The 16,796-nt window shown below is 59.4% G+C and carries 15 protein-coding genes; 5 read left to right on the top strand and 10 right to left on the bottom strand.

Annotated features, from left to right (window positions below; all coding sequences use genetic code 11):
- Positions 1 to 16: 16 nt before the first annotated feature.
- The 3 genes from BMW84_RS13445 to BMW84_RS13455 form a co-directional block, all read right to left on the bottom strand.
- Positions 17 to 1,690: a DUF262 domain-containing protein gene (locus BMW84_RS13445; RefSeq protein WP_091069206.1), complete on the bottom strand. Its 1,674-nt coding sequence runs from the start codon at positions 1,688 to 1,690 to the stop codon at positions 17 to 19.
- Between the two features lie 37 nt (positions 1,691 to 1,727).
- Positions 1,728 to 3,005, bottom strand: coding sequence for a B12-binding domain-containing radical SAM protein (locus tag BMW84_RS13450; RefSeq protein WP_091069208.1), 1,278 nt, complete (start codon positions 3,003 to 3,005; stop codon positions 1,728 to 1,730).
- A 98-nt stretch (positions 3,006 to 3,103) separates the two neighbouring features.
- Complete coding sequence (locus tag BMW84_RS13455) at positions 3,104 to 3,793, bottom strand: YjgB family protein (protein ID WP_091069211.1); 690 nt, start codon at positions 3,791 to 3,793, stop codon at positions 3,104 to 3,106.
- A 109-nt stretch (positions 3,794 to 3,902) separates the two neighbouring features.
- Here BMW84_RS13455 and BMW84_RS13460 point away from each other — a divergent pair, with 109 nt between their 5' ends.
- The 3 genes from BMW84_RS13460 to BMW84_RS13470 are packed head-to-tail and all read left to right on the top strand — an operon-like array spanning position 3,903 to position 7,286.
- Complete coding sequence (locus BMW84_RS13460; RefSeq protein ID WP_254772980.1) at positions 3,903 to 4,643, top strand: RNA polymerase sigma factor; 741 nt, start codon at positions 3,903 to 3,905, stop codon at positions 4,641 to 4,643.
- Positions 4,640 to 4,987 (top strand): hypothetical protein, encoded by a 348-nt coding sequence (locus tag BMW84_RS13465; RefSeq protein ID WP_091069214.1) that lies wholly within the window; start codon positions 4,640 to 4,642, stop codon positions 4,985 to 4,987. Before BMW84_RS13460 ends, BMW84_RS13465 begins: the two co-directional genes overlap by 4 nt.
- Positions 4,977 to 7,286, top strand: a complete 2,310-nt coding sequence (locus BMW84_RS13470) for a carboxypeptidase-like regulatory domain-containing protein (protein WP_091069217.1) — start codon at positions 4,977 to 4,979, stop codon at positions 7,284 to 7,286. Before BMW84_RS13465 ends, BMW84_RS13470 begins: the two co-directional genes overlap by 11 nt.
- A 467-nt stretch (positions 7,287 to 7,753) precedes the next feature.
- Here the strand turns inward: BMW84_RS13470 and BMW84_RS13475 are convergent, their stop codons facing one another.
- Both BMW84_RS13475 and BMW84_RS13480 read right to left on the bottom strand, forming a co-directional pair.
- Entirely contained in the window at positions 7,754 to 8,359 is a 606-nt protein-coding gene (locus tag BMW84_RS13475) for a P-loop NTPase family protein (protein ID WP_254772981.1), read from the bottom strand.
- A complete protein-coding gene (locus BMW84_RS13480; protein WP_175498806.1) occupies positions 8,292 to 9,020 on the bottom strand; it encodes a metallophosphoesterase family protein in 729 nt (242 codons plus the stop codon). The genes BMW84_RS13475 and BMW84_RS13480 overlap by 68 nt, the downstream gene beginning before the upstream one ends.
- A gap of 168 nt (positions 9,021 to 9,188) precedes the next feature.
- Between BMW84_RS13480 and BMW84_RS13485 the strand changes: the two genes are divergently transcribed.
- Complete coding sequence (locus BMW84_RS13485; protein ID WP_091069221.1) at positions 9,189 to 9,779, top strand: CatB-related O-acetyltransferase; 591 nt, start codon at positions 9,189 to 9,191, stop codon at positions 9,777 to 9,779.
- A 33-nt stretch (positions 9,780 to 9,812) separates the two neighbouring features.
- Here BMW84_RS13485 and BMW84_RS13490 read toward each other — a convergent pair whose 3' ends face one another.
- The 4 genes from BMW84_RS13490 to BMW84_RS13505 form a co-directional block, all read right to left on the bottom strand.
- Positions 9,813 to 11,192 carry a sensor histidine kinase gene (locus BMW84_RS13490; protein WP_091069223.1) on the bottom strand — a complete coding sequence of 460 codons (1,380 nt, stop codon included), beginning with the start codon at positions 11,190 to 11,192 and terminating at the stop codon, positions 9,813 to 9,815.
- Between the two features lie 11 nt (positions 11,193 to 11,203).
- A complete protein-coding gene (locus tag BMW84_RS13495) occupies positions 11,204 to 11,878 on the bottom strand; it encodes a response regulator transcription factor (RefSeq protein WP_091069226.1) in 675 nt (224 codons plus the stop codon).
- 22 nt (positions 11,879 to 11,900) lie between these two features.
- Positions 11,901 to 12,995 carry a DUF4097 family beta strand repeat-containing protein gene (locus BMW84_RS13500; RefSeq protein ID WP_091069228.1) on the bottom strand — a complete coding sequence of 365 codons (1,095 nt, stop codon included), beginning with the start codon at positions 12,993 to 12,995 and terminating at the stop codon, positions 11,901 to 11,903.
- A 160-nt stretch (positions 12,996 to 13,155) separates the two neighbouring features.
- Positions 13,156 to 14,073 (bottom strand): SMI1/KNR4 family protein, encoded by a 918-nt coding sequence (locus BMW84_RS13505; protein WP_091069229.1) that lies wholly within the window; start codon positions 14,071 to 14,073, stop codon positions 13,156 to 13,158.
- Between the two features lie 183 nt (positions 14,074 to 14,256).
- Here BMW84_RS13505 and BMW84_RS13510 point away from each other — a divergent pair, with 183 nt between their 5' ends.
- A complete protein-coding gene (locus BMW84_RS13510; RefSeq protein WP_091069232.1) occupies positions 14,257 to 15,234 on the top strand; it encodes an N-acetylglucosamine kinase in 978 nt (325 codons plus the stop codon).
- A gap of 54 nt (positions 15,235 to 15,288) precedes the next feature.
- Here the strand turns inward: BMW84_RS13510 and BMW84_RS13515 are convergent, their stop codons facing one another.
- A complete protein-coding gene (locus tag BMW84_RS13515) occupies positions 15,289 to 16,752 on the bottom strand; it encodes a protein adenylyltransferase SelO (protein ID WP_091069234.1) in 1,464 nt (487 codons plus the stop codon).
- Positions 16,753 to 16,796 lie beyond the last annotated feature (44 nt).

The raw sequence follows: 16,796 nt of genomic DNA on the forward strand, positions 1-16,796 counted from the left end.
AAATAGAACGATTCATTTACAGCTCAAACTGGACTGTAATAAAATCATCAATCACCTGCTTGCGCGCATCGATCATCCGTTTGATGCTCGCCAGATCGCTCCAGTCGCATGAGAAGTCGTCGATTTCATTTTGCGACATGATCGGTGCCCTCAAATAGGCGGATAGCTTCTGATCCGGCACCTTATTGCCTTTACTGGAGTTGGAGGCTGCGGTGTCGATCACCAGATTCCCGAGATTGTGCATGTAGTTCTCACGGAAGTCTTCATCCAGAGTGATGCCGCGGACTCTTTGTGCCGTGATATGCTCGATGCTGAGCTTTTCCCTGGCGGAGTCATTGAAGTAGTGCTCGAGTTCCAGCGGAGGGAACCCTTTAATGAAACGTAGATGGTTCTCGTATTTAAATAAAATATACTTGACGAGATTTCGGTTCATGGATTCATATTGGCTTGAATACTTCAGGTTATCTTTCGCACGCCTGTTCATATTCCACCAGTTTTCGGCGCAAAACTGTTCAATCCGGTCGGCCAGATTCCGCCCTTCTTTATGGGCCGTCTGCATGTAGCTCTCCCCGGCATTGCTTCTCAAGTTGGCAAGAACCGCGCGGAAATTAAACTTCACCAAGGCTTGGGCCAGTCTGACGAATTCCTGGTTGCTTTCATGCTTGGCATACATCAGATAAGGATAAAATGGCGCGATTCTTCCGATCATGGTCAAGTCTCTTAAGGCCTGTACGTTATCCTCATTCTTTAAGATGCTTGCAAAAAGCTCAAAAGAACGTTTCAGATTCCTTGCGTAGCTGATCATTAAATGTTTGGCTTCTTCATATTGGCCGGCGCCCATCCGTTCGGCAACCTTCTTCTTTATGTATTCTTTGGCGCTCAGCTCAAATTCTTTTTCAAAAGCCAAGGTATGGTACCGCAAAACATCGTCGTCGTTTAATTGATGTCTCTCGATCATTCGGTAAATCTCTGCAAACTGATGCTGGATATCGTTAATCATCTGATTGGGATGCTCGGAAACGATGCCGATGTTGTGCATTAAAAAGCTCTTCAGCGATTCGAGATCCGTCAGCCGTTTTCCCCGGTCATTGAGCAGCTCGAAAATTTGCGTCGCCGCCTGAATCTCCTCTACCACGTATAACAGCACTTCCGCTTGTACCGCGGTCTGATACAGCTTGTTCAGCGTGTTCAGGTCACACTTCTGCAGAGAATCTTTGAAAAATTGCTTTGCGCTTAGCAAGAGCCGTTGCGACGGGGTCTGGAGGCCATTGCTCGTAACCGGGTGATCCTCAAGAATATGTTGGTGCAAAAAAGAACTGTCCTCGTTCGACAATTTGATTTTGTATACATCGCCGTCTTTCAAATAAATTCTCCGCGTTCGTTCGGATACCTCTGAGGCCCCGCCCTGGATCAAACGGTCGATCAACTCCTTCATAAAGATTACAAAGGTGGTCAACCGCTGTTGTCCGTCAATGACATCGATGATCTGGAAGTCGCCTTGCTCCTCCCTTACATGAAACAGGTACGTCCCCAAAAAATATTTCTTTTCCGGGTGCTGCGTCAAAATGTCATTAAAAAAATCTTTAAGCTGCTTCTCCTTCTCCCAGGAATACGCCCTTTGATAGATTGGGATGTTAAAAATGACGCTTGAATCGAATACTCTGCGTATCGTCGTGCTTCCGGTTTGCATATCATTCACCTTTCCGATCTAGATGTTCCTGGTACGATTACCGCTTTAGCGCCAGCCGGTACCCGAGGTTCATCGCAAAGTTATAGAACAGATGGGTTCGGGACACCCGCATCCGCCGGACAAAGGAAGGCAGCGAATAAAACCGCCGGCGGAACTCCACATAACCGCGGTGCAGCTCCTCCGGGCTCATCCCCTTGGGCTGGAAAGCGACATCGGTTTTGCCGTTGTAGAGGCTCCAGTCCCCGCTCAAAAGCCGCCCCTCCCGCTTCATCTGCGCGTACACCGGCGTCTGCGGCAAAGGTGTCAGCAGGCTGACGGTCACGCCGTCGATGCCCAGCGCCTCGCAGCCCTGCAGCGTCTGCCGGAACGTATCGGGCGAATCCTCGTCGAAGCCGAACACAATGCCGGCCTGAACCATGATCCCGTGCTTGTGCAGCTTGCCGATGATCTCCTCATATCTCGCCACCTGGTTGACCCCTTTGTTCACGCCCTTCAGCGCAGCGGGCGAAAACGACTCCAGCCCGACAAACAAGTATAGGCAGCCGGCCGCGCGGGCTTTGGTAAGCAGCTCCTCGTTGTTGCAGTCGGCCAGGGTGACCTGGGCGGCCCACTTTTTGCGCAGAGGAACCAGCCGCTCCATCACCTCAACCGCATGTGCCTTGTCTGCAAAAAAGTTGTCGTCCCAAAACACGAAAAACCGCGATTTCATCAGCGAGATTTCATGGATCACCTCATCGACCGGCCGGGTGCGGAACCGGTTATGATAGATCTGCTTGAGATTGCAGTAGGCACAGTTATGCGGGCAGCCGCGGGTGGAGAATACCGCTCCCTTCATCAGCGGGCTGCGCCGCAGCAGATCCCATCTCGGAACCGGCAGATTTTGGAGCCGGGGAATGGTCTCGGAGCGGTATTCCGCCGCGTACTCGCCCCGGTAAAAATCCTCCAGCAGCTTCGGCCACGTCTCTTCCGCCTCCCCGATCGCAAGGATGTCGCAGTATCGGGAAGCCTCCCCGGGCAGCAAGGTCACATGGGGACCGCCGAGCACGACCACCGCGCCGCTTGCACGGAATTTTGCCGCCATGCCGTAGCAATGCGCCGCATTCGGCGTATTGACCGTGATCGCCACCAGGTCAAACGGGCGGCCATAAGGAATTCGTTGCCGGTACTCGTCCACCAGCGTAATCCGGTATTTCGTCTCGTCGATGAATCCGGCCAAATAAGGCATCGTGATCTGTACGAAATTGTTGAACTGCCGCCGGCGGAAGGCGTTGATCTTCCGGTTTTCCGGCTGGATGAGCAATATGCTTTTTCGCATCCGTTTCGCTCCTCTCCAGGATAGAGATTCGCGGGACCCCTCCCAATCCCTTCCATCCCCATAAAAAAACAGCCCTTGCGGGCTGTCGGTTTGCTGCTTTATCCGGCCATGTTGTTGAACGAATCCTTCGGCGAGAAGACCGAAATATGGTCTACCGTTCCGGTCGATTCCGGGATGATGAATTTCAGCTGGAACTGTTTGCCGGCCGGATAAATATAAATTGTGTCTCCGCCGTTCGTTTTCGTATCCTCCGGCTGTCCGAGCACGGCTTCGATCTGCTTCAGCGTCAGCTTTTGCAAATCGGCGGCGCTGGAGCGGACATCGAAAATTCGACTGCCTTTATTGAAGCCGATTACGGCATCCTTGGATTTGTAGGTGGCATAGATGCCGCTGCCCGCCGATTCTTCGACATCCGGCTTGCCCCACGCGGCCTTCACATCGTCGATCAGCCCCGTATGCGCGGCATATTTGATGCCCGGTGCGCGGCCCTGCTCGGCCAGATGCAGCAGCTCCTTCAGTTCTTTCGCCGTGTCCGGCGCGTCTGCCGGCGCGGAGGCTTCCGGCGCTGCCGTCGGCGCGCTGGTTGCTTCGGCAGGGGCAGCGGTTGCGGTGGCCGCCGGCGACGGCGAAGCGGTCGCTGCGGCTTCCCCGCCGCCGGCAGCCGCGGTTGGGGCCGCCGTTTCCGTTCCTGCCGCCGAATCCGTATTGCTGCCGGAGCCGCAGGCGGCTAAAGCCAGCATGCTGGACAACATCAGTATGCTCGCGGTTACTCGAAAAGTTCGTGACATATCGTTTGCATCTCCTTATAACTATCCATAGTATGATGTTTCCTCGTTCTTCTTGAACGGGTTAAGCAAATCTATAGACGAAGCTGCACCTGACAAGGTTGCAGGCAAAATGCCTGCAGGTTTCGGCACCTTCCGGCCATACGTATCGCTTACCCTGAGCGCCGGCCAATCAAACCGGAAAATGGGCGGGGCTTGGGGCAAAGCGTTGAGCCGCCGGAACGGGTTGAGGGATTTTTTTACGCAAGCGATGCAACCCTGCTGCTCCAGCCGGCATCTTACTAGTAAAGGGAGGGGGCTCCATCTGGATATCATCGAAGGACTGAAGGCGCGGGATGAAGCCGCCCTGCGCCGGCTTATGGAGGATTACGGGGATATGCTGCTGCGGACCGCGTATCTGCTGCTCGGCGACCGGCAGGCGGCGGAAGAAGCGGTGCAGGATACATTCCTTCAAGCCTATGCCAAAATCGGGCAGCTCAAGGATCCCTTGCGGCTAAAGGCATGGCTGGTCTCCATCGCGGTCAACCGCTGCCGGATGCGGCGGCGGACCTGGAGCTGGCGAAGCATTTTCCCGGCCGGCGGAAGCAACCATTGGCTCCCGGACAAAGCCGGCAGCGCCGACAGTGCCGAGGCGCTGGCGCTGGCCGGATGGAATCGGCTCTGCATTTCGGATGCCATCGTCGGGCTGGATTACATCTACCGCGAATGCCTGACGCTCTACTATTACCATGAGATGAGCGTGCTGGACATTGCCGGGCAGTTGGGCAAGCCGGAAAACACGGTAAAATCGCGGCTCGCCCGGGGCCGCCAGCTGCTGAAGCAGGCTTTGGAAAAGGAGGGGATACGGGAATGAATGACGATCGCGAGGAAATTAGGGAGCGGCTTGCCGAGGAAGTGGCGCCGCTCCGTTTCGGCGGGCAGGACGAAGTCATGCGAAAGGCGCGGCAGGCAGGCTGGCGAGACCGGATTTCGGCCTTTTGGAATAAGGAACTAATCCTTCCGCTGCAGCCGCTGGCCTTATGCGTCGTTGTTTTTGTGATCGCCGCTGCGGTCTGGAAGCTGAATGAAGCGCCGCCCGGCAGCCCTTCCACGCAGAGCGGCACGGCACCGCCAGCGCAGCGGCAGCTGATCGAAGTCGGCGGCAATATGTATTGGAAAGATCTTTACGATCGGGCGGTGAAGCAGCATGAGCATTAGAATCAAGGTCAAACATCTGGCTGCCTTTCTTCTGCTGGCGGTCCTGCTGCTGGCCGGAGCCGTCTGGCATTCCTCCGCTTCCGGACGGCCGGACGACGGCAGCGCCGCTCCGGACGCCGCTTCGTCGGAGCTGCTGACCCGGTTAGCGGAGGCAACCGGAGGACAACGCCTGGCGCTTATCCGCTCTTCGCTGATCGAACCGGGCATGGGCGCTGTTCGGGCCTACAATGTATACGTAGGCGCAGGTTCCAGCCAGTGGAGCGAAAGCCCGGAAGACACCGGGCCTGCGGCGGCAGCGCTGCCTGCGCAGGACAAAATCCGGTTGCTGGCGGAATACATCCGCACCGCTGCGCCGGACCAGGCGCTGCTAAGCGCGCTGAAGCTGCTGCTGGCGGAATATGACGCGCTGGACCAGCGCGATGCCGCCGCGCTGGCGCTGGACCTGGCGCTGGAGCGGGCGGGCAGCGACGCAGCGCAGAAGAAAGAGCTGCTGCTGCTCCGCGCGCAGCGGCAGCTCGAAAGCGGCGCGCTGGCGGAAGCGGCGCAAACGCTGGACACGGCGGACTTTGCCGTGTCCATGAACGACAGCGAGCTGGAAGCGCGGCGTGCCCTGCTGCTCGGCCGCCTGCGCTTCGCCGACGGGCGGCCGGAGGAAGCGCTGGCCGGCGTGAAGGCCGCGCTGGAACAATACCGCCGCTGGTGGAAGGAAGAGGCGGACCCATTCCCCGCAGCTTCAAGCGCAGCGGCGGGCACCGGCGTCCCGGCATCCTCCGGACGAACCGAAGAAGAGCTGGCGTCCACCGATACGGAACGCCAGCTGATCCTGCTGCGGAATTCACTGGAAGACGCCATGAAGCAAGGCATGCGGGCGACCTCCGCCTTGGCCGGCACGCTGACGCGCAGCGACGGGACCCCGGTCGCCGGAGCTGGCGTATTCCTGCGCGCGGAGAGCGAGGTAAACCACAGCGTGCTGCCCGGCTCGGAGCCGTATGAGACCGTAACGGACGCGAATGGGCATTACCGGTTCACCGGCGTTATCCCTGGGTTCTACCAGCTAGCGCTGGGGCTCAGCTTTGAGCAGATCGACGGCTGGACTTGGCCGGTCACGCAGGATGACTGGCTTGAGATCGGGCAGGGCGATGAAGTTACGTCGAATATCACGCTGCAGCCGCTGCTGAATCTGATCTCGCCGGTCAATTCTCAAGTCATCACCGGCCCTTCCGTCACCTTCCGGTGGGAACCGGTGGCACAGGCAGCGTATTATTCGTTTACCGGCTGGATCTACACGGACAGCGGGTCGATGGGGACCGTGGTTCGGCAGCGGATCACGGATAGCCATTTGACGATGTCGACCGATGAAATGGACGCCAGCGGAGGCTACCTCTTGAGCTGGAGCGGGGACGGCTGGGAGACGGTCGAGCCGGAGTCGCTGCTCGGGTTCGCCAATCCGGAAGGCAAATTCTCCTGGAGCATTGAAGCCTACGATGCCGGGGGACGGCTGATTACCCGCAGCAACGGCTACCGCCTGAACGAGAAGACGGTAAGCAATCTGCCGTTTTTCGCTTTGCAGACGCGTGAGCTGACCCCGGCGGACCGGCTTGTGCTGGATCACAAGCCAGAGGAAGCGCTGGAAGTATACCGCAGCGATTATGCGGCTCACCCCCGGGATGCCCATGCCCTGCGCATGATCACCCGCATCATGCATGCCAAAGCATCCCTAACGAAAGATGACCGCCTGGAGGAAGCCACCCTCCCGCTGCTGAAGAATCTGTTTGCGCTGCAGCCGGATGCCCAGACTGCCTTTACCTTGGCCAATAACGCACAGGAACACGGTAAATGGCAGGAATACGAGCATTACTACGAGAAATACATCCTGCTTAATGAGGGGGATCCCGGCAGTTACTCCCTTTCGCTGCACGCAGCCGGCCTTATTTACCAGGGAAAAATCGGGCCGGCCCGTCGTGAGCTTGCGGCTGCGCTCGCGGAAGACCGGAGCCACCGTTTTGTCGGATACGCGCTGGCGGCTGGCCTGCTCGACGGGGAATCGCTTGATTCCATGCTGGCGCTGGCACAAGCGTATCCCGAGCATAGCTACGGCCAAAGCGGTTACCGCTGGCCGGGGCTGATGGCCGGCCTGCAGGCGGAGCGAGCCGCAGCGCCGGAAGCCTTCGACCGGCTGCTGAAGGAGAAGCTCGGCTTGTGGGCGCAGCGGGACAACGATGAACTCACCGCGTGGAGTTCATCGGCACCTTCCACCGCGCTGAAAGAGTGGATGAAGGCCGTGGTGGAGATTCGTTAGGCGATCCATGGGTTACGCCAACCATAGACTGCGATTCGCTTGCAAATGCTGCAGCGGACTCCGTTGCACCGCACACTTATCGTTTGATCTGCTGGCCGACCAAATTTGCCATTCAGCTGGCAACGGGATTTCTCGTGGACCCTTCTGCCGGAGCTTCGTTGTATTTTGTACAACGAAATCGGCAAAATCGCCACACTTTTGCGATTCCATTGCATTTTGTACAATGAACTGCGGCCCATATGCCCCTTTAGAGCCAAAACGTAAAAATCCGCTGCATAAAATGCAGCGGATTTTCATTTTGGGCTATTTATGAGCGAGTCCGTTGTACAAAGTGCAACGGGACGCAGGGAGATGATGATTTACTGAGTTTAGGAATGCATCCCCCCATCTTCATCTTAAATCCTGCTTCCGCAGTCACACTCACTCCCTAACTTACGCTTCCGCAAGAATCATCCATTTTCTTCTCTTCATGGCTGCTCCTTCTCTGCGGTTTCTCTGGCTGTGGCGGCATACCACTGTGCGGCATGCTGCAAAATAGCGGCACTGCTGCGGACAATCACGCGTTTCCCCGCGAACGGCTCCGTCAGCTTCATAATTTCAGGCAGCGCCTTGGCGTCGAAATCACGGTTCCACTCCAGCAGCATCACGCGCAGGTTGCCCCAAGTCTGTCTGTAATTAGCCCGCTCCAGCCCAAGCCGGGTCCGCGCAAAACGCCGGATCGTCCGCCAGTTGCGGCGCCATTTCGGCGGATTCAGAATATAAATGACATCCGCCGCCGCGAAGCTTTCGGCGCCCCAGCGGTGATGCACGCCTTCGATGATCCATGAAGCGGAAGCCGCGATCCCGCGCAGCCGGGCATCCCGCTCTTCCTCGGGATACCGGCGGGCAGCCGCGCTCCGGTCCCATACCATATTGTCCGTCTCGTAGTGAGGAATGCCGTATTGGTCCGACAACGCCCGGGCGATATACGATTTGCCGCTGCCGCAGCCCCCGATAATCCGGATTCTAATGGGAATCCCTCCCGTGGAAAATCCGCAAAATCTGCGTATTATCCGGCACGTCCAGCTCGGCATAAGCACGCAGCAAATCCGTCTGGTCATAGACGACTTCAATAACTTCGGCCGACACAAGGTCCCCGTCTATGGTCACAATGCCGTATGCCGCAACCGGGCGGTCCGAGTGGGCGCAGCCCAGTGCGCCGGGATTGAAGAACGTCCGGCGGCCGTTTGTAAAATGATGCACGACATGATGGTGGCCAAAAACGACAAGCCGGGCTTGATGGCCGGCGTACTGCCGCTCCAGCCGTTCCGTGGACGGATTCCAGTCGACCGGTTGGAACCAGCCGTCCGGATCCAGATGATAATGGGTCAGCAGTACGGGCACCTGTTCGACCCGGGTAAGAATCTCCATGGGCCATGAAGCCATCCGCGCCACATGCCGCGGATCGGTCCTCCGGGCCAGCCATTCATGGTGGGAACGTTCCGCCTCTTGGCCCGGAGGCGGCGCTTCGCCGCGGGCTGCCCGCAGCAGCGCCAGATCATGGTTGCCGCACACAAAGGCGATGTCCCGCTGCTCCAGCAGCAGCTCGAAGATGCGATCGGTATCCGGCCCGATACCAACCGTGTCTCCGAGACAATACATCCGCTTGATGCCGCGTTTGGCGATATCGTTCAGCACCGCTTGAAGCGCGGGAGCGTTACCGTGAATGTCGGTAAGGATTGCGATGGTTTGCACAGCGGCCTCCTTGTATATTTCTCTCAGTATGATTAGTAAACTTCAAGATCGGATCGCGCGATCCCTTCCGTCACCGGCTGAAAATTCGCGGCATATGAATAAAAGACAACGCTCCACATATTCAAGGAAGTCCCCGAACATGCGGAGCGGCAGACAGGAGGATGTGGAATGACGGAAGAACCCGGAAGCCGGCTGACCGCGTTGCTGCGGCAATTTCCGCCCCGGACAAGCGCCAAGGCCGTGTTCGGCGAATTCTCGTACGGCAGCCCGGCGCTCCGCACCTACGGCGAAGCCGCCATGCTCCGCGTCGGCAAATTTTGCTCCATCGCGCAAAATGTAACGGTCTTCCTCGGCGGAGAGCATCGTGCGGATTGGGTGACCACCTACCCGTTTACGGCGCTGCTGCCCTCCATGGCCCATATTCCGGGCCACCCCAAGAGCAAAGGCGATGTCGTTGTCGGCAACGACGTGTGGATCGGCGACGGGGCGACGGTTTTGTCGGGCGTGCGCATCGGGGACGGGGCGGTCATCGGCGCCGGGGCGCTGATCGCCAAGGACGTGCCGCCCTATGCCATCGCGGGCGGCAATCCCGGCCGGGTGCTCCGCTACCGCTTCGCAGAGCACGAAATAGCGGAGCTGCTGCGGCTCCGCTGGTGGGACTGGCCGCTTCCGGGAATCGAAGCGGCCCTGCCGCTGCTGCTGAGCGGGGACCTGGAAGCCCTGTTCCGCCATGCCGCGGAACAGGGCCTTCCGGAATAGCCGCGCGCAGCGGCAGCATAAGCAGGCCGGCCCTTACCCGCCGGCCTGCTTGAACTTTAGCGTCACCGTGGTGCCCCGCCCCGGTGCGCTTTCGATGCCGACGCTGCCGCCGTACCGCAGCATGATCGTCCGGACGATGGACAAGCCCAGTCCGGACCCGCCCTTGCTGCGGCTGCGCGAAGCCTCGGCCCGGTAGAAGCGGTCGAACACATGCGGTAGCTCATCTTCGCCGATGCCGATGCCGGTATCGCTGACCGTAACCGTCACCTGCCCGGCCGATACCGTGTACCCTATCCGTACCTCGCCGCCTTCCGGCGTATACTTTACCGCATTTTCGACGATATTGCGCAGCACCTGGTAAGCGGCTGCTTCCGGCATCCTTACAGACGTAAGATCCTCGGGATGCGGCTCCTCCACAACCATTGCCACCCCGGGCTTCAAAAGCCCGGCTTGCGGCAGGAGCTCGCGGACCACCCCGGTCAGCAGGCAGGTTTCGGCGGCCTCCTCCGGGAGCGGCTCCTCCGTCTCGGCCAGCAGCAGCAGGCTTGCCGTCAGCTCCTTCATACGCCGCGTCTCTTCCATTAAATATGCCAGCGACTCCTCCAGAACCTCCGGCGACGCCTTGCCCCAGCGCTGCATCATATGCGTATGTCCTTCGATGATCGCCAGCGGCGTCTTCAGCTCATGCGAAGCATCCGCCACGAACCGCCGCTGCTGGTTGAAGGATAGCTCCAGCTTCTCCAGAAGCGCGTTGAAGGTATCGCCGAGCTGATGGATTTCATCCTGCGCGTTAGGCAAATGCAGCCGCTCGCCCAGGTTGTCGGCGCCGATCGCCCGCACCTCCCGGATCATGCCGCGGATCGGCTTCAGCGCCGAACGGGTGACGATCCATCCTGCCAGACCCGCCGCTAGGACGGCCAGCAGCAGACCAAGCAGCAGCAGCCTGCCGATCTCCCGTTCGGCTGCCGCATTCTGCGCCTTACCGGTATCGATCAGCCGCAGCGTCAGCTTGCCGTACACCAGCGGACTGAAGGTACGCTCGGCCATGTAGGCGACGTGCGAATCCGCGGGATGACCCGCGCCGACTTCCGCCAGAATCCGGCCCTTGGTATCCAGCACTTCAAGCTGCTGCCCGGCCTCCAGATCCCCGGCAAACGAAGATAAATCCGGCTTGAAGATCGCCGCCGCCCCGCTGCCGCCGCCGGCTCCCGGCTTCAGCAGCGACGGCAAAAAGCTGACCTCGCTCATCTTTGTCGCGAAATTGTCCAGCTTGGCGTCCAGTAAAGCCTGAACCTGCCGATCGTTCCAATGCTTGAAGGTCGTATATACAAAACCGCTGACCGCCAGCACCACCAGGAGCGAAGCTGCCGCAATCGAAAGGCTGACCTTGCGGGAAAATGTCCAATGTTTCATCCTGCCACCCTCTACTCCCGCAATATGTATCCGCCGCCGCGGACCGTATGAATCAGCTTGTCGCCATAGCCTTCATCCACTTTCAAACGCACGTAACGGATGTAGACATCCACCACATTCGTTTCGCCTTCGTAGGCGTATCCCCAGACGAGATTCAGCAGCGCCTCGCGGTTCATCAGCCGGTTCTTGTGCAGCAGCAGACAGCGGAGCAGCTCAAACTCGCGCTGCGACAGCTCGATCTCCCGCCCGCCTCGGGTGACGAGATGCGCCGCCTCGTCCAGCCGCAAATCCTTGGCGGTGAGCATCGCCTCCGCTTCACGCGGCTGCATCCTGCGCTTCAGCGAGCGCATCCGGGCCAGCAGCTCTTCAATGGCAAACGGCTTCGGCAGATAATCATCCGCTCCCATGTCCAGGCCGCGTACCCGGTCGCCGACCGTATGCCGGGCCGTCAGCATGATGATCGGCGTTGTATTGACGGCGCGGATCTGCCGGCATACTTCCATGCCGTTCATTCCGGGTAAATTCAGATCAAGCAGAATGAGGTCAAAATGTTCATTCAGCGCTTTTTCCGCACCCGAAGGGCCATCGCCGGCGCTTGCCGTTTCATACCCTTCGTAAGCCAGTTCCAGTTCCAGCAGACGGGTCATCGCCGTCTCGTCTTCAATGATCAGCACGCGTTCCTTCAACGCGAGGCACCTCGCTTACGCTTTAGTTTTTCAAAATGGACAGGTCCGAAAGGGATGAAGCGCTCACGGTGTACGTACCTGCACCGATGGTGCCGCTAATCCGGCTGCCCTTTACCGTCAGCGGTAAATCCGTCTCCGGTTCCCCGAGCATCACCTTGCCGTCTACTTTTACGGAAGAATGAGCCGGCAAGGCCAGCGTCACGTCTCCGGTCGCAGAGCTGACGTCCCAATTGCCGCCAAGCTTGCTTGTGGAAATGTCAATCTCACCGGCCACCACGCTGGCCTTCAGGGCAGCGAATACGCCCGTTGCCGTTAGGGTGCCGTTGGTCGCTTTCAGCGCAAGCGCGCCGGAAATGCGCGTCGCCTCCACTTCGCCGTTCACGACGGCGGCGTCCGCCGCACCTTTGGCATCGGCAACCGCAACGCTGCCGTTATCCGCCTGCAGGACAATGTCTGCAACGACGCCTCTTGCCGCAATGTCCCCATTGTTTACCTTTAGCTTAATTGTACCGGTATTCTTCACGTTTGACAGTGAAATATCGCCGTTGTTCAGCTCCGCCTCCAGCTTCGCGCCAAGCTTCTGCGGCAGCGTAACCGACAGCGCTACCTGCGGGGGATTGGTCCGGGACACGTTCCCGTCCTCGACTTCGATGCCCAGTGTCGTTCCCTGACGAACCTGCAGCTTGACCTTGTCCGCCGCCGCCTTGGCTTCCGCTTCCGTCGAATCCGCGACAATCACCTTCATATGTACCTCGATATTTTTTCCGGTGCCCTGCGTAAAGGTGATCGAACCATTCCGGTTGGTTACGGCAAGGGTTCCTGCTTTTCCGGGACCCACAGCCGTTACGCCTTTGTCTACTGTCGTTTCCCGGCCGCTCACTTTTACGTTAAGCGCCGCTTTCACGCCGGATGCCGAAGCCGCTTGAACCGAAGTCTTTACCGTCTGGACCGTCTTGGCCTGTACGCTGTTTCCAGCAACCGGCTTGGCCTCAAAGCCGCTTTCGTCCAGCTGCCGCGCCGCAGCCGGCCCGCCGGCCCAAATCATTGCCGCCAGCAGCGCGGCAGCCGTCCCGCAAGCGAGCAGCTTCATTTTTCCATGTCCCGGAAACTCTTTCATTTCAATTCCTCCTCCGCTATGATGCTTCCAGCATAAATGCCGGCGGATGAGAAAATCTTTGCAGAAAGATTAGAGTTTGATGAGAGGGGTTAGAGGAGCCGTCTTCCGTCCATAAAAAAGCGCCCGCCCTGCGGACAGGACGAGCGCCAAATCAATGAACCTATTCTTCGGACTTGACCAGTCCGCGGACAAAGCTTTCGACATTCGGAGCGAGCGGGATGATCTGCCGCGGTTCCCGATGAACGTAAACCACTTCCGGTTCGCCGTCGTTGCCGGCTTCGCGGTAGTCCAGCATCACCACGCCTTGCTCCGGGGACGGAGCGTCCGCGATGATCACGCCGAATTCGGGATAATTCCAGGTGTCGATGGCATGGAGATTTCCCTCTGGTCCGCAAAGCGCATATTTGGCGTCCCGCCCGATGCCGCGGATTCCCGCAATGCGAATCTCCGCCTGGCCGTTAACCTCGCCGTTCTCCAGCATGTATTTGTTGTTGCGCGGAACGCCGCCGTTATGCTGCTTCATCATGTTGACGTAGAATGTCGGCAGCTTGAACACCAGCTGTTCTTCCACGGACGCAATCAGCGCATCATTCGGACGCGGCGCCTCGTAATCGCTGCCCTCGCCGCTCTCGTCCCAGAATCCGGAGTAATCGTATTTCGGCAGGGTTTTGGTAACCGACGTTTTCTTCATCGCCGCTTCCCGCGCCGCTTCCTTGGCAGCCCGTTTGGCCGCCTTGCGCCGGCTTAGCCCCAGCAGCTCCAGCGTGTCTTCATCGTCCGGCTCCAGCCGGTCCGCCGCTTCGAACGCGGCAACCGCTTCCTCGTACCGCTTCAAATAATAGTTGGCGAAACCGACGCGGAAATGCCACAGCGGATCATTTTCCCCTTCGTCCTGTACGCTCATGAACTGCTCCAGCGCCTCTTCGTAGCGTTCAAGATTGTTCAGCGCCCGGCCCAGATGGCTCACCAGCGTATAGTCCCGCTCCTCCGCCGGAATTTCTGTTACCGCATCCACAATGTTCTGGATTTCATCGTCCTCATGCCACTGGTCGAGCTGGGCAATAAGTTCTTCTCTCATGATTTATGCCTCCTAAGTGCAAATACATCTACGCGAGATTATACCATTTCCGGACAGTCCTTCTCCACTTTGCGGCAGCATTCCATTTCCATGGTCCGGGAGGTTGTAGTATGCTGGTACCATTCTCGTTAAAATTTACCCGCAAGTGTCTACTCTCTTATTCCAAAAAAGAGGTGTTGTTCTATGCAGCCTGAACCGGTTATCCTCGGCATCGACGGCGGCGGCACCCACACCCGGGTCATGGCCGCCGATCTTCGCGGAACGATTTTATCTTACAGTGAAAAAGGAAGCGCTTCCCTTTATCGGGACGCCGCTGCGGCAAGCAACGTGCATGAAGCGATCCGCCATACGCTTGCGCTCGGCGGGATCGCCCCCGGGCAAGTGATCGGAATCGCGGCCGGAATCGCCGGATACGATGCACCGGAAGATCTGGAATGGATCCTGCGGCTGACCGATCTTCCCGAGCTGCTCTGCCCCAAATGGCATGTGAACGATGCCCTCATTGCCCACTACGGCGCCATGCCGGGAACCCCCGGCATTATCGTCATTTCGGGAACCGGCTCCATCCTAGTGGCCGTGAACGAAGAAGGGCGGCTGCTGCGCAATTATGATTTTCATCATTATGCCAACAGCGCCGCCCGCAGCATTGCCTATGAAACGGTATATGAGGTACTTGCCGGATATACGGATGCCTCCGACGACCGGCTGATCCGGCGGATGCTGGAGCATTGGCAGAAGCCCTCGCTCTCTGCGCTGCACACGCTCGCCGAGGCCGGCTTTGAATCCGACCGCCGCACCCGCGACAAAACGTTCGGCGCATTCGCTCCCGCCGTCACCGCAGAAGCCCTCGGCGGCAGCGGCGCCGCGCAAAGAGTATGCGACCGCGCCATGGACCAGATCATGAACGGCATCGGCCTCTTGGCCGGCAGCCTCCGGCAGGATCCTGTTCCCGTCGCCTGCATCGGCAGCGTTGTGAACAGCGATTATTTCCGTGCCGGGCTGACAGCACGGCTCCAGCGCGGGGCGCGCAAGGCGTATGCCGCGCTCCAGCCTCAGCTTCCGCCGGTTGCCGGCGCCGTGCTGTACGCGCTCGAGCAGCTCGGCCGCCCGGCGGATGCAGCCGTCATCCATGCTATGCAGCAAGGCGCGGCCAAGCTCTGAAATGGCGGAAGCTCTGGTCAGCAGTCTCGTCAGCGTTTCCCGCTGAATGCCGACTCAGGTCCCGCAATACGTACGGTACGCACAGGATGAAGGCGCCGGCGGTTCGGCGAGCGCTTCCTGTTCGGGCGTATAGGCGTAAGGATCGGCCAGCGCGGCGAGCAGGCGGTGCAGCACGCTGTAATCCTCCCGCTCTGCCGCCTCCAGCGCCTCCTCCACCCGGTGATTGCGCGGAATCACCGCCGGGTTGCTGCGCCGCATCAGCTGCGCGGCTGCTTCGTCATCCGCATGCTGGCGCTCCCGTCTGGCCCGCCAGCGCGATTCCCACGCGGCGAACGCTTCCGTCCCCGACATCGGCAGGCGTTCCTGCTGCCTTAGCGTCAGCGCGCGGAAGGTGCCGGTATAATCCGCCTGCTGCTCCGCCATAAGCGCGAGCAGGTCTTTGGCCAGCGCTTCATCCTCTGCTTCTGCCCCGAATAACCCGAGCTTAGCGCGCATGCCTTCCAGCCAGCGCGCTTCATATTGCGGCGAGAATGCATGCAGCACTTCTTCGGCCAGCCGTACACCTTCCTCTTCGTGCTCATGCAGCAGGGGCAGCAGGGCTTCCGCCAGACGGGCCACATTCCAACCGGCAATGTACGGCTGATTACCGTAAGCATACCGTCCCTGCCGGTCAATGGAGCTGAATACCGTGTCCGGGCGATACGTGTCCAGAAAAGCGCATGGCCCATAATCGATCGTCTCTCCGCTGATGGCCATATTGTCCGTATTCATGACGCCATGGATGAAGCCGGCCAGCATCCACCGGGCAATCAGTGCCGCCTGCCGCTCCGCCACCGCCTTCAGCAAATACAGATAAGGCGCTTCCTGGGTCAGCCCTTCGGGATAATGCCGCCGCAGCGCGTAATCCGCCAGCGCCTGCACCTCGTCCTTGCCGCCGTAAGCAGCGGCATACTGGAACGTGCCGACCCGCAAATGGCTGGCCGCCGTCCGGGTGAGCACCGCTCCTGGCAGCGTCGTCTCCCGGATGACCGGCTCTCCGGTTGCCGTCACCGCCAGGCTGCGGGTCGTTGGAATGCCGAGGCCATGCATCGCCTCGCTGATGATATATTCGCGAAGCATCGGACCGAGCGCGGCGCGGCCGTCGCCGCCCCTGGAATAAGGCGTTCGCCCTGCGCCTTTCAGTTGAATGTCAATCCGCGTGCCGTCCGGCGCGAGCTGCTCGCCGAGCAGTACCGCGCGGCCGTCCCCCAGCTTCGTGAAATAGCCGAACTGGTGTCCCGCGTACGCCTGCGCCAGCGGCTCAGCCCCCTCCGGCAGTTGGTTGCCGGCGAAGATGGCCGCGCCTTCTTCGCCGGCAAGGACATCGGCATTCAGTCCCAGCGCTTCCGCCAGCGGCCGGTTGAACATCACCAGCTTAGGTGCGCGCACGGGCGACGGCGTCACCCGGGTGAACAGGCCTTCCGGGAGCTCGGCATAGCTATGCTGCAGCTTCCAGCCCTGTGGATCGGATGGCTTCATTGATTACTCCTCCTTTTGTACTCTCCGTTTTTGATGTGTAGTCT

The organism is Paenibacillus sp. NFR01, assembly GCF_900111565.1.
Taxonomy (GTDB): domain Bacteria; phylum Bacillota; class Bacilli; order Paenibacillales; family Paenibacillaceae; genus Paenibacillus_AQ.

Excerpts from the sequence above, each read along its gene's own strand:
- BMW84_RS13445 (WP_091069206.1), bottom strand. The coding sequence starts at position 1,690 with ATGCAAACCGGAAGCACGACGATACGCAGAGTATTCGATTCAAGCGTC.
- BMW84_RS13450 (WP_091069208.1), bottom strand. The coding sequence starts at position 3,005 with ATGCGAAAAAGCATATTGCTCATCCAGCCGGAAAACCGGAAGATCAAC.
- BMW84_RS13455 (WP_091069211.1), bottom strand. The coding sequence starts at position 3,793 with ATGTCACGAACTTTTCGAGTAACCGCGAGCATACTGATGTTGTCCAGC.
- BMW84_RS13460 (WP_254772980.1), top strand. The coding sequence starts at position 3,903 with ATGCCTGCAGGTTTCGGCACCTTCCGGCCATACGTATCGCTTACCCTG.
- BMW84_RS13465 (WP_091069214.1), top strand. The coding sequence starts at position 4,640 with ATGAATGACGATCGCGAGGAAATTAGGGAGCGGCTTGCCGAGGAAGTG.
- BMW84_RS13470 (WP_091069217.1), top strand. The coding sequence starts at position 4,977 with ATGAGCATTAGAATCAAGGTCAAACATCTGGCTGCCTTTCTTCTGCTG.
- BMW84_RS13475 (WP_254772981.1), bottom strand. The coding sequence starts at position 8,359 with ATGCCGAGCTGGACGTGCCGGATAATACGCAGATTTTGCGGATTTTCC.
- BMW84_RS13485 (WP_091069221.1), top strand. The coding sequence starts at position 9,189 with ATGACGGAAGAACCCGGAAGCCGGCTGACCGCGTTGCTGCGGCAATTT.
- BMW84_RS13490 (WP_091069223.1), bottom strand. The coding sequence starts at position 11,192 with ATGAAACATTGGACATTTTCCCGCAAGGTCAGCCTTTCGATTGCGGCA.
- BMW84_RS13500 (WP_091069228.1), bottom strand. The coding sequence starts at position 12,995 with ATGAAAGAGTTTCCGGGACATGGAAAAATGAAGCTGCTCGCTTGCGGG.
- BMW84_RS13505 (WP_091069229.1), bottom strand. The coding sequence starts at position 14,073 with ATGAGAGAAGAACTTATTGCCCAGCTCGACCAGTGGCATGAGGACGAT.
- BMW84_RS13510 (WP_091069232.1), top strand. The coding sequence starts at position 14,257 with ATGCAGCCTGAACCGGTTATCCTCGGCATCGACGGCGGCGGCACCCAC.
- BMW84_RS13515 (WP_091069234.1), bottom strand. The coding sequence starts at position 16,752 with ATGAAGCCATCCGATCCACAGGGCTGGAAGCTGCAGCATAGCTATGCC.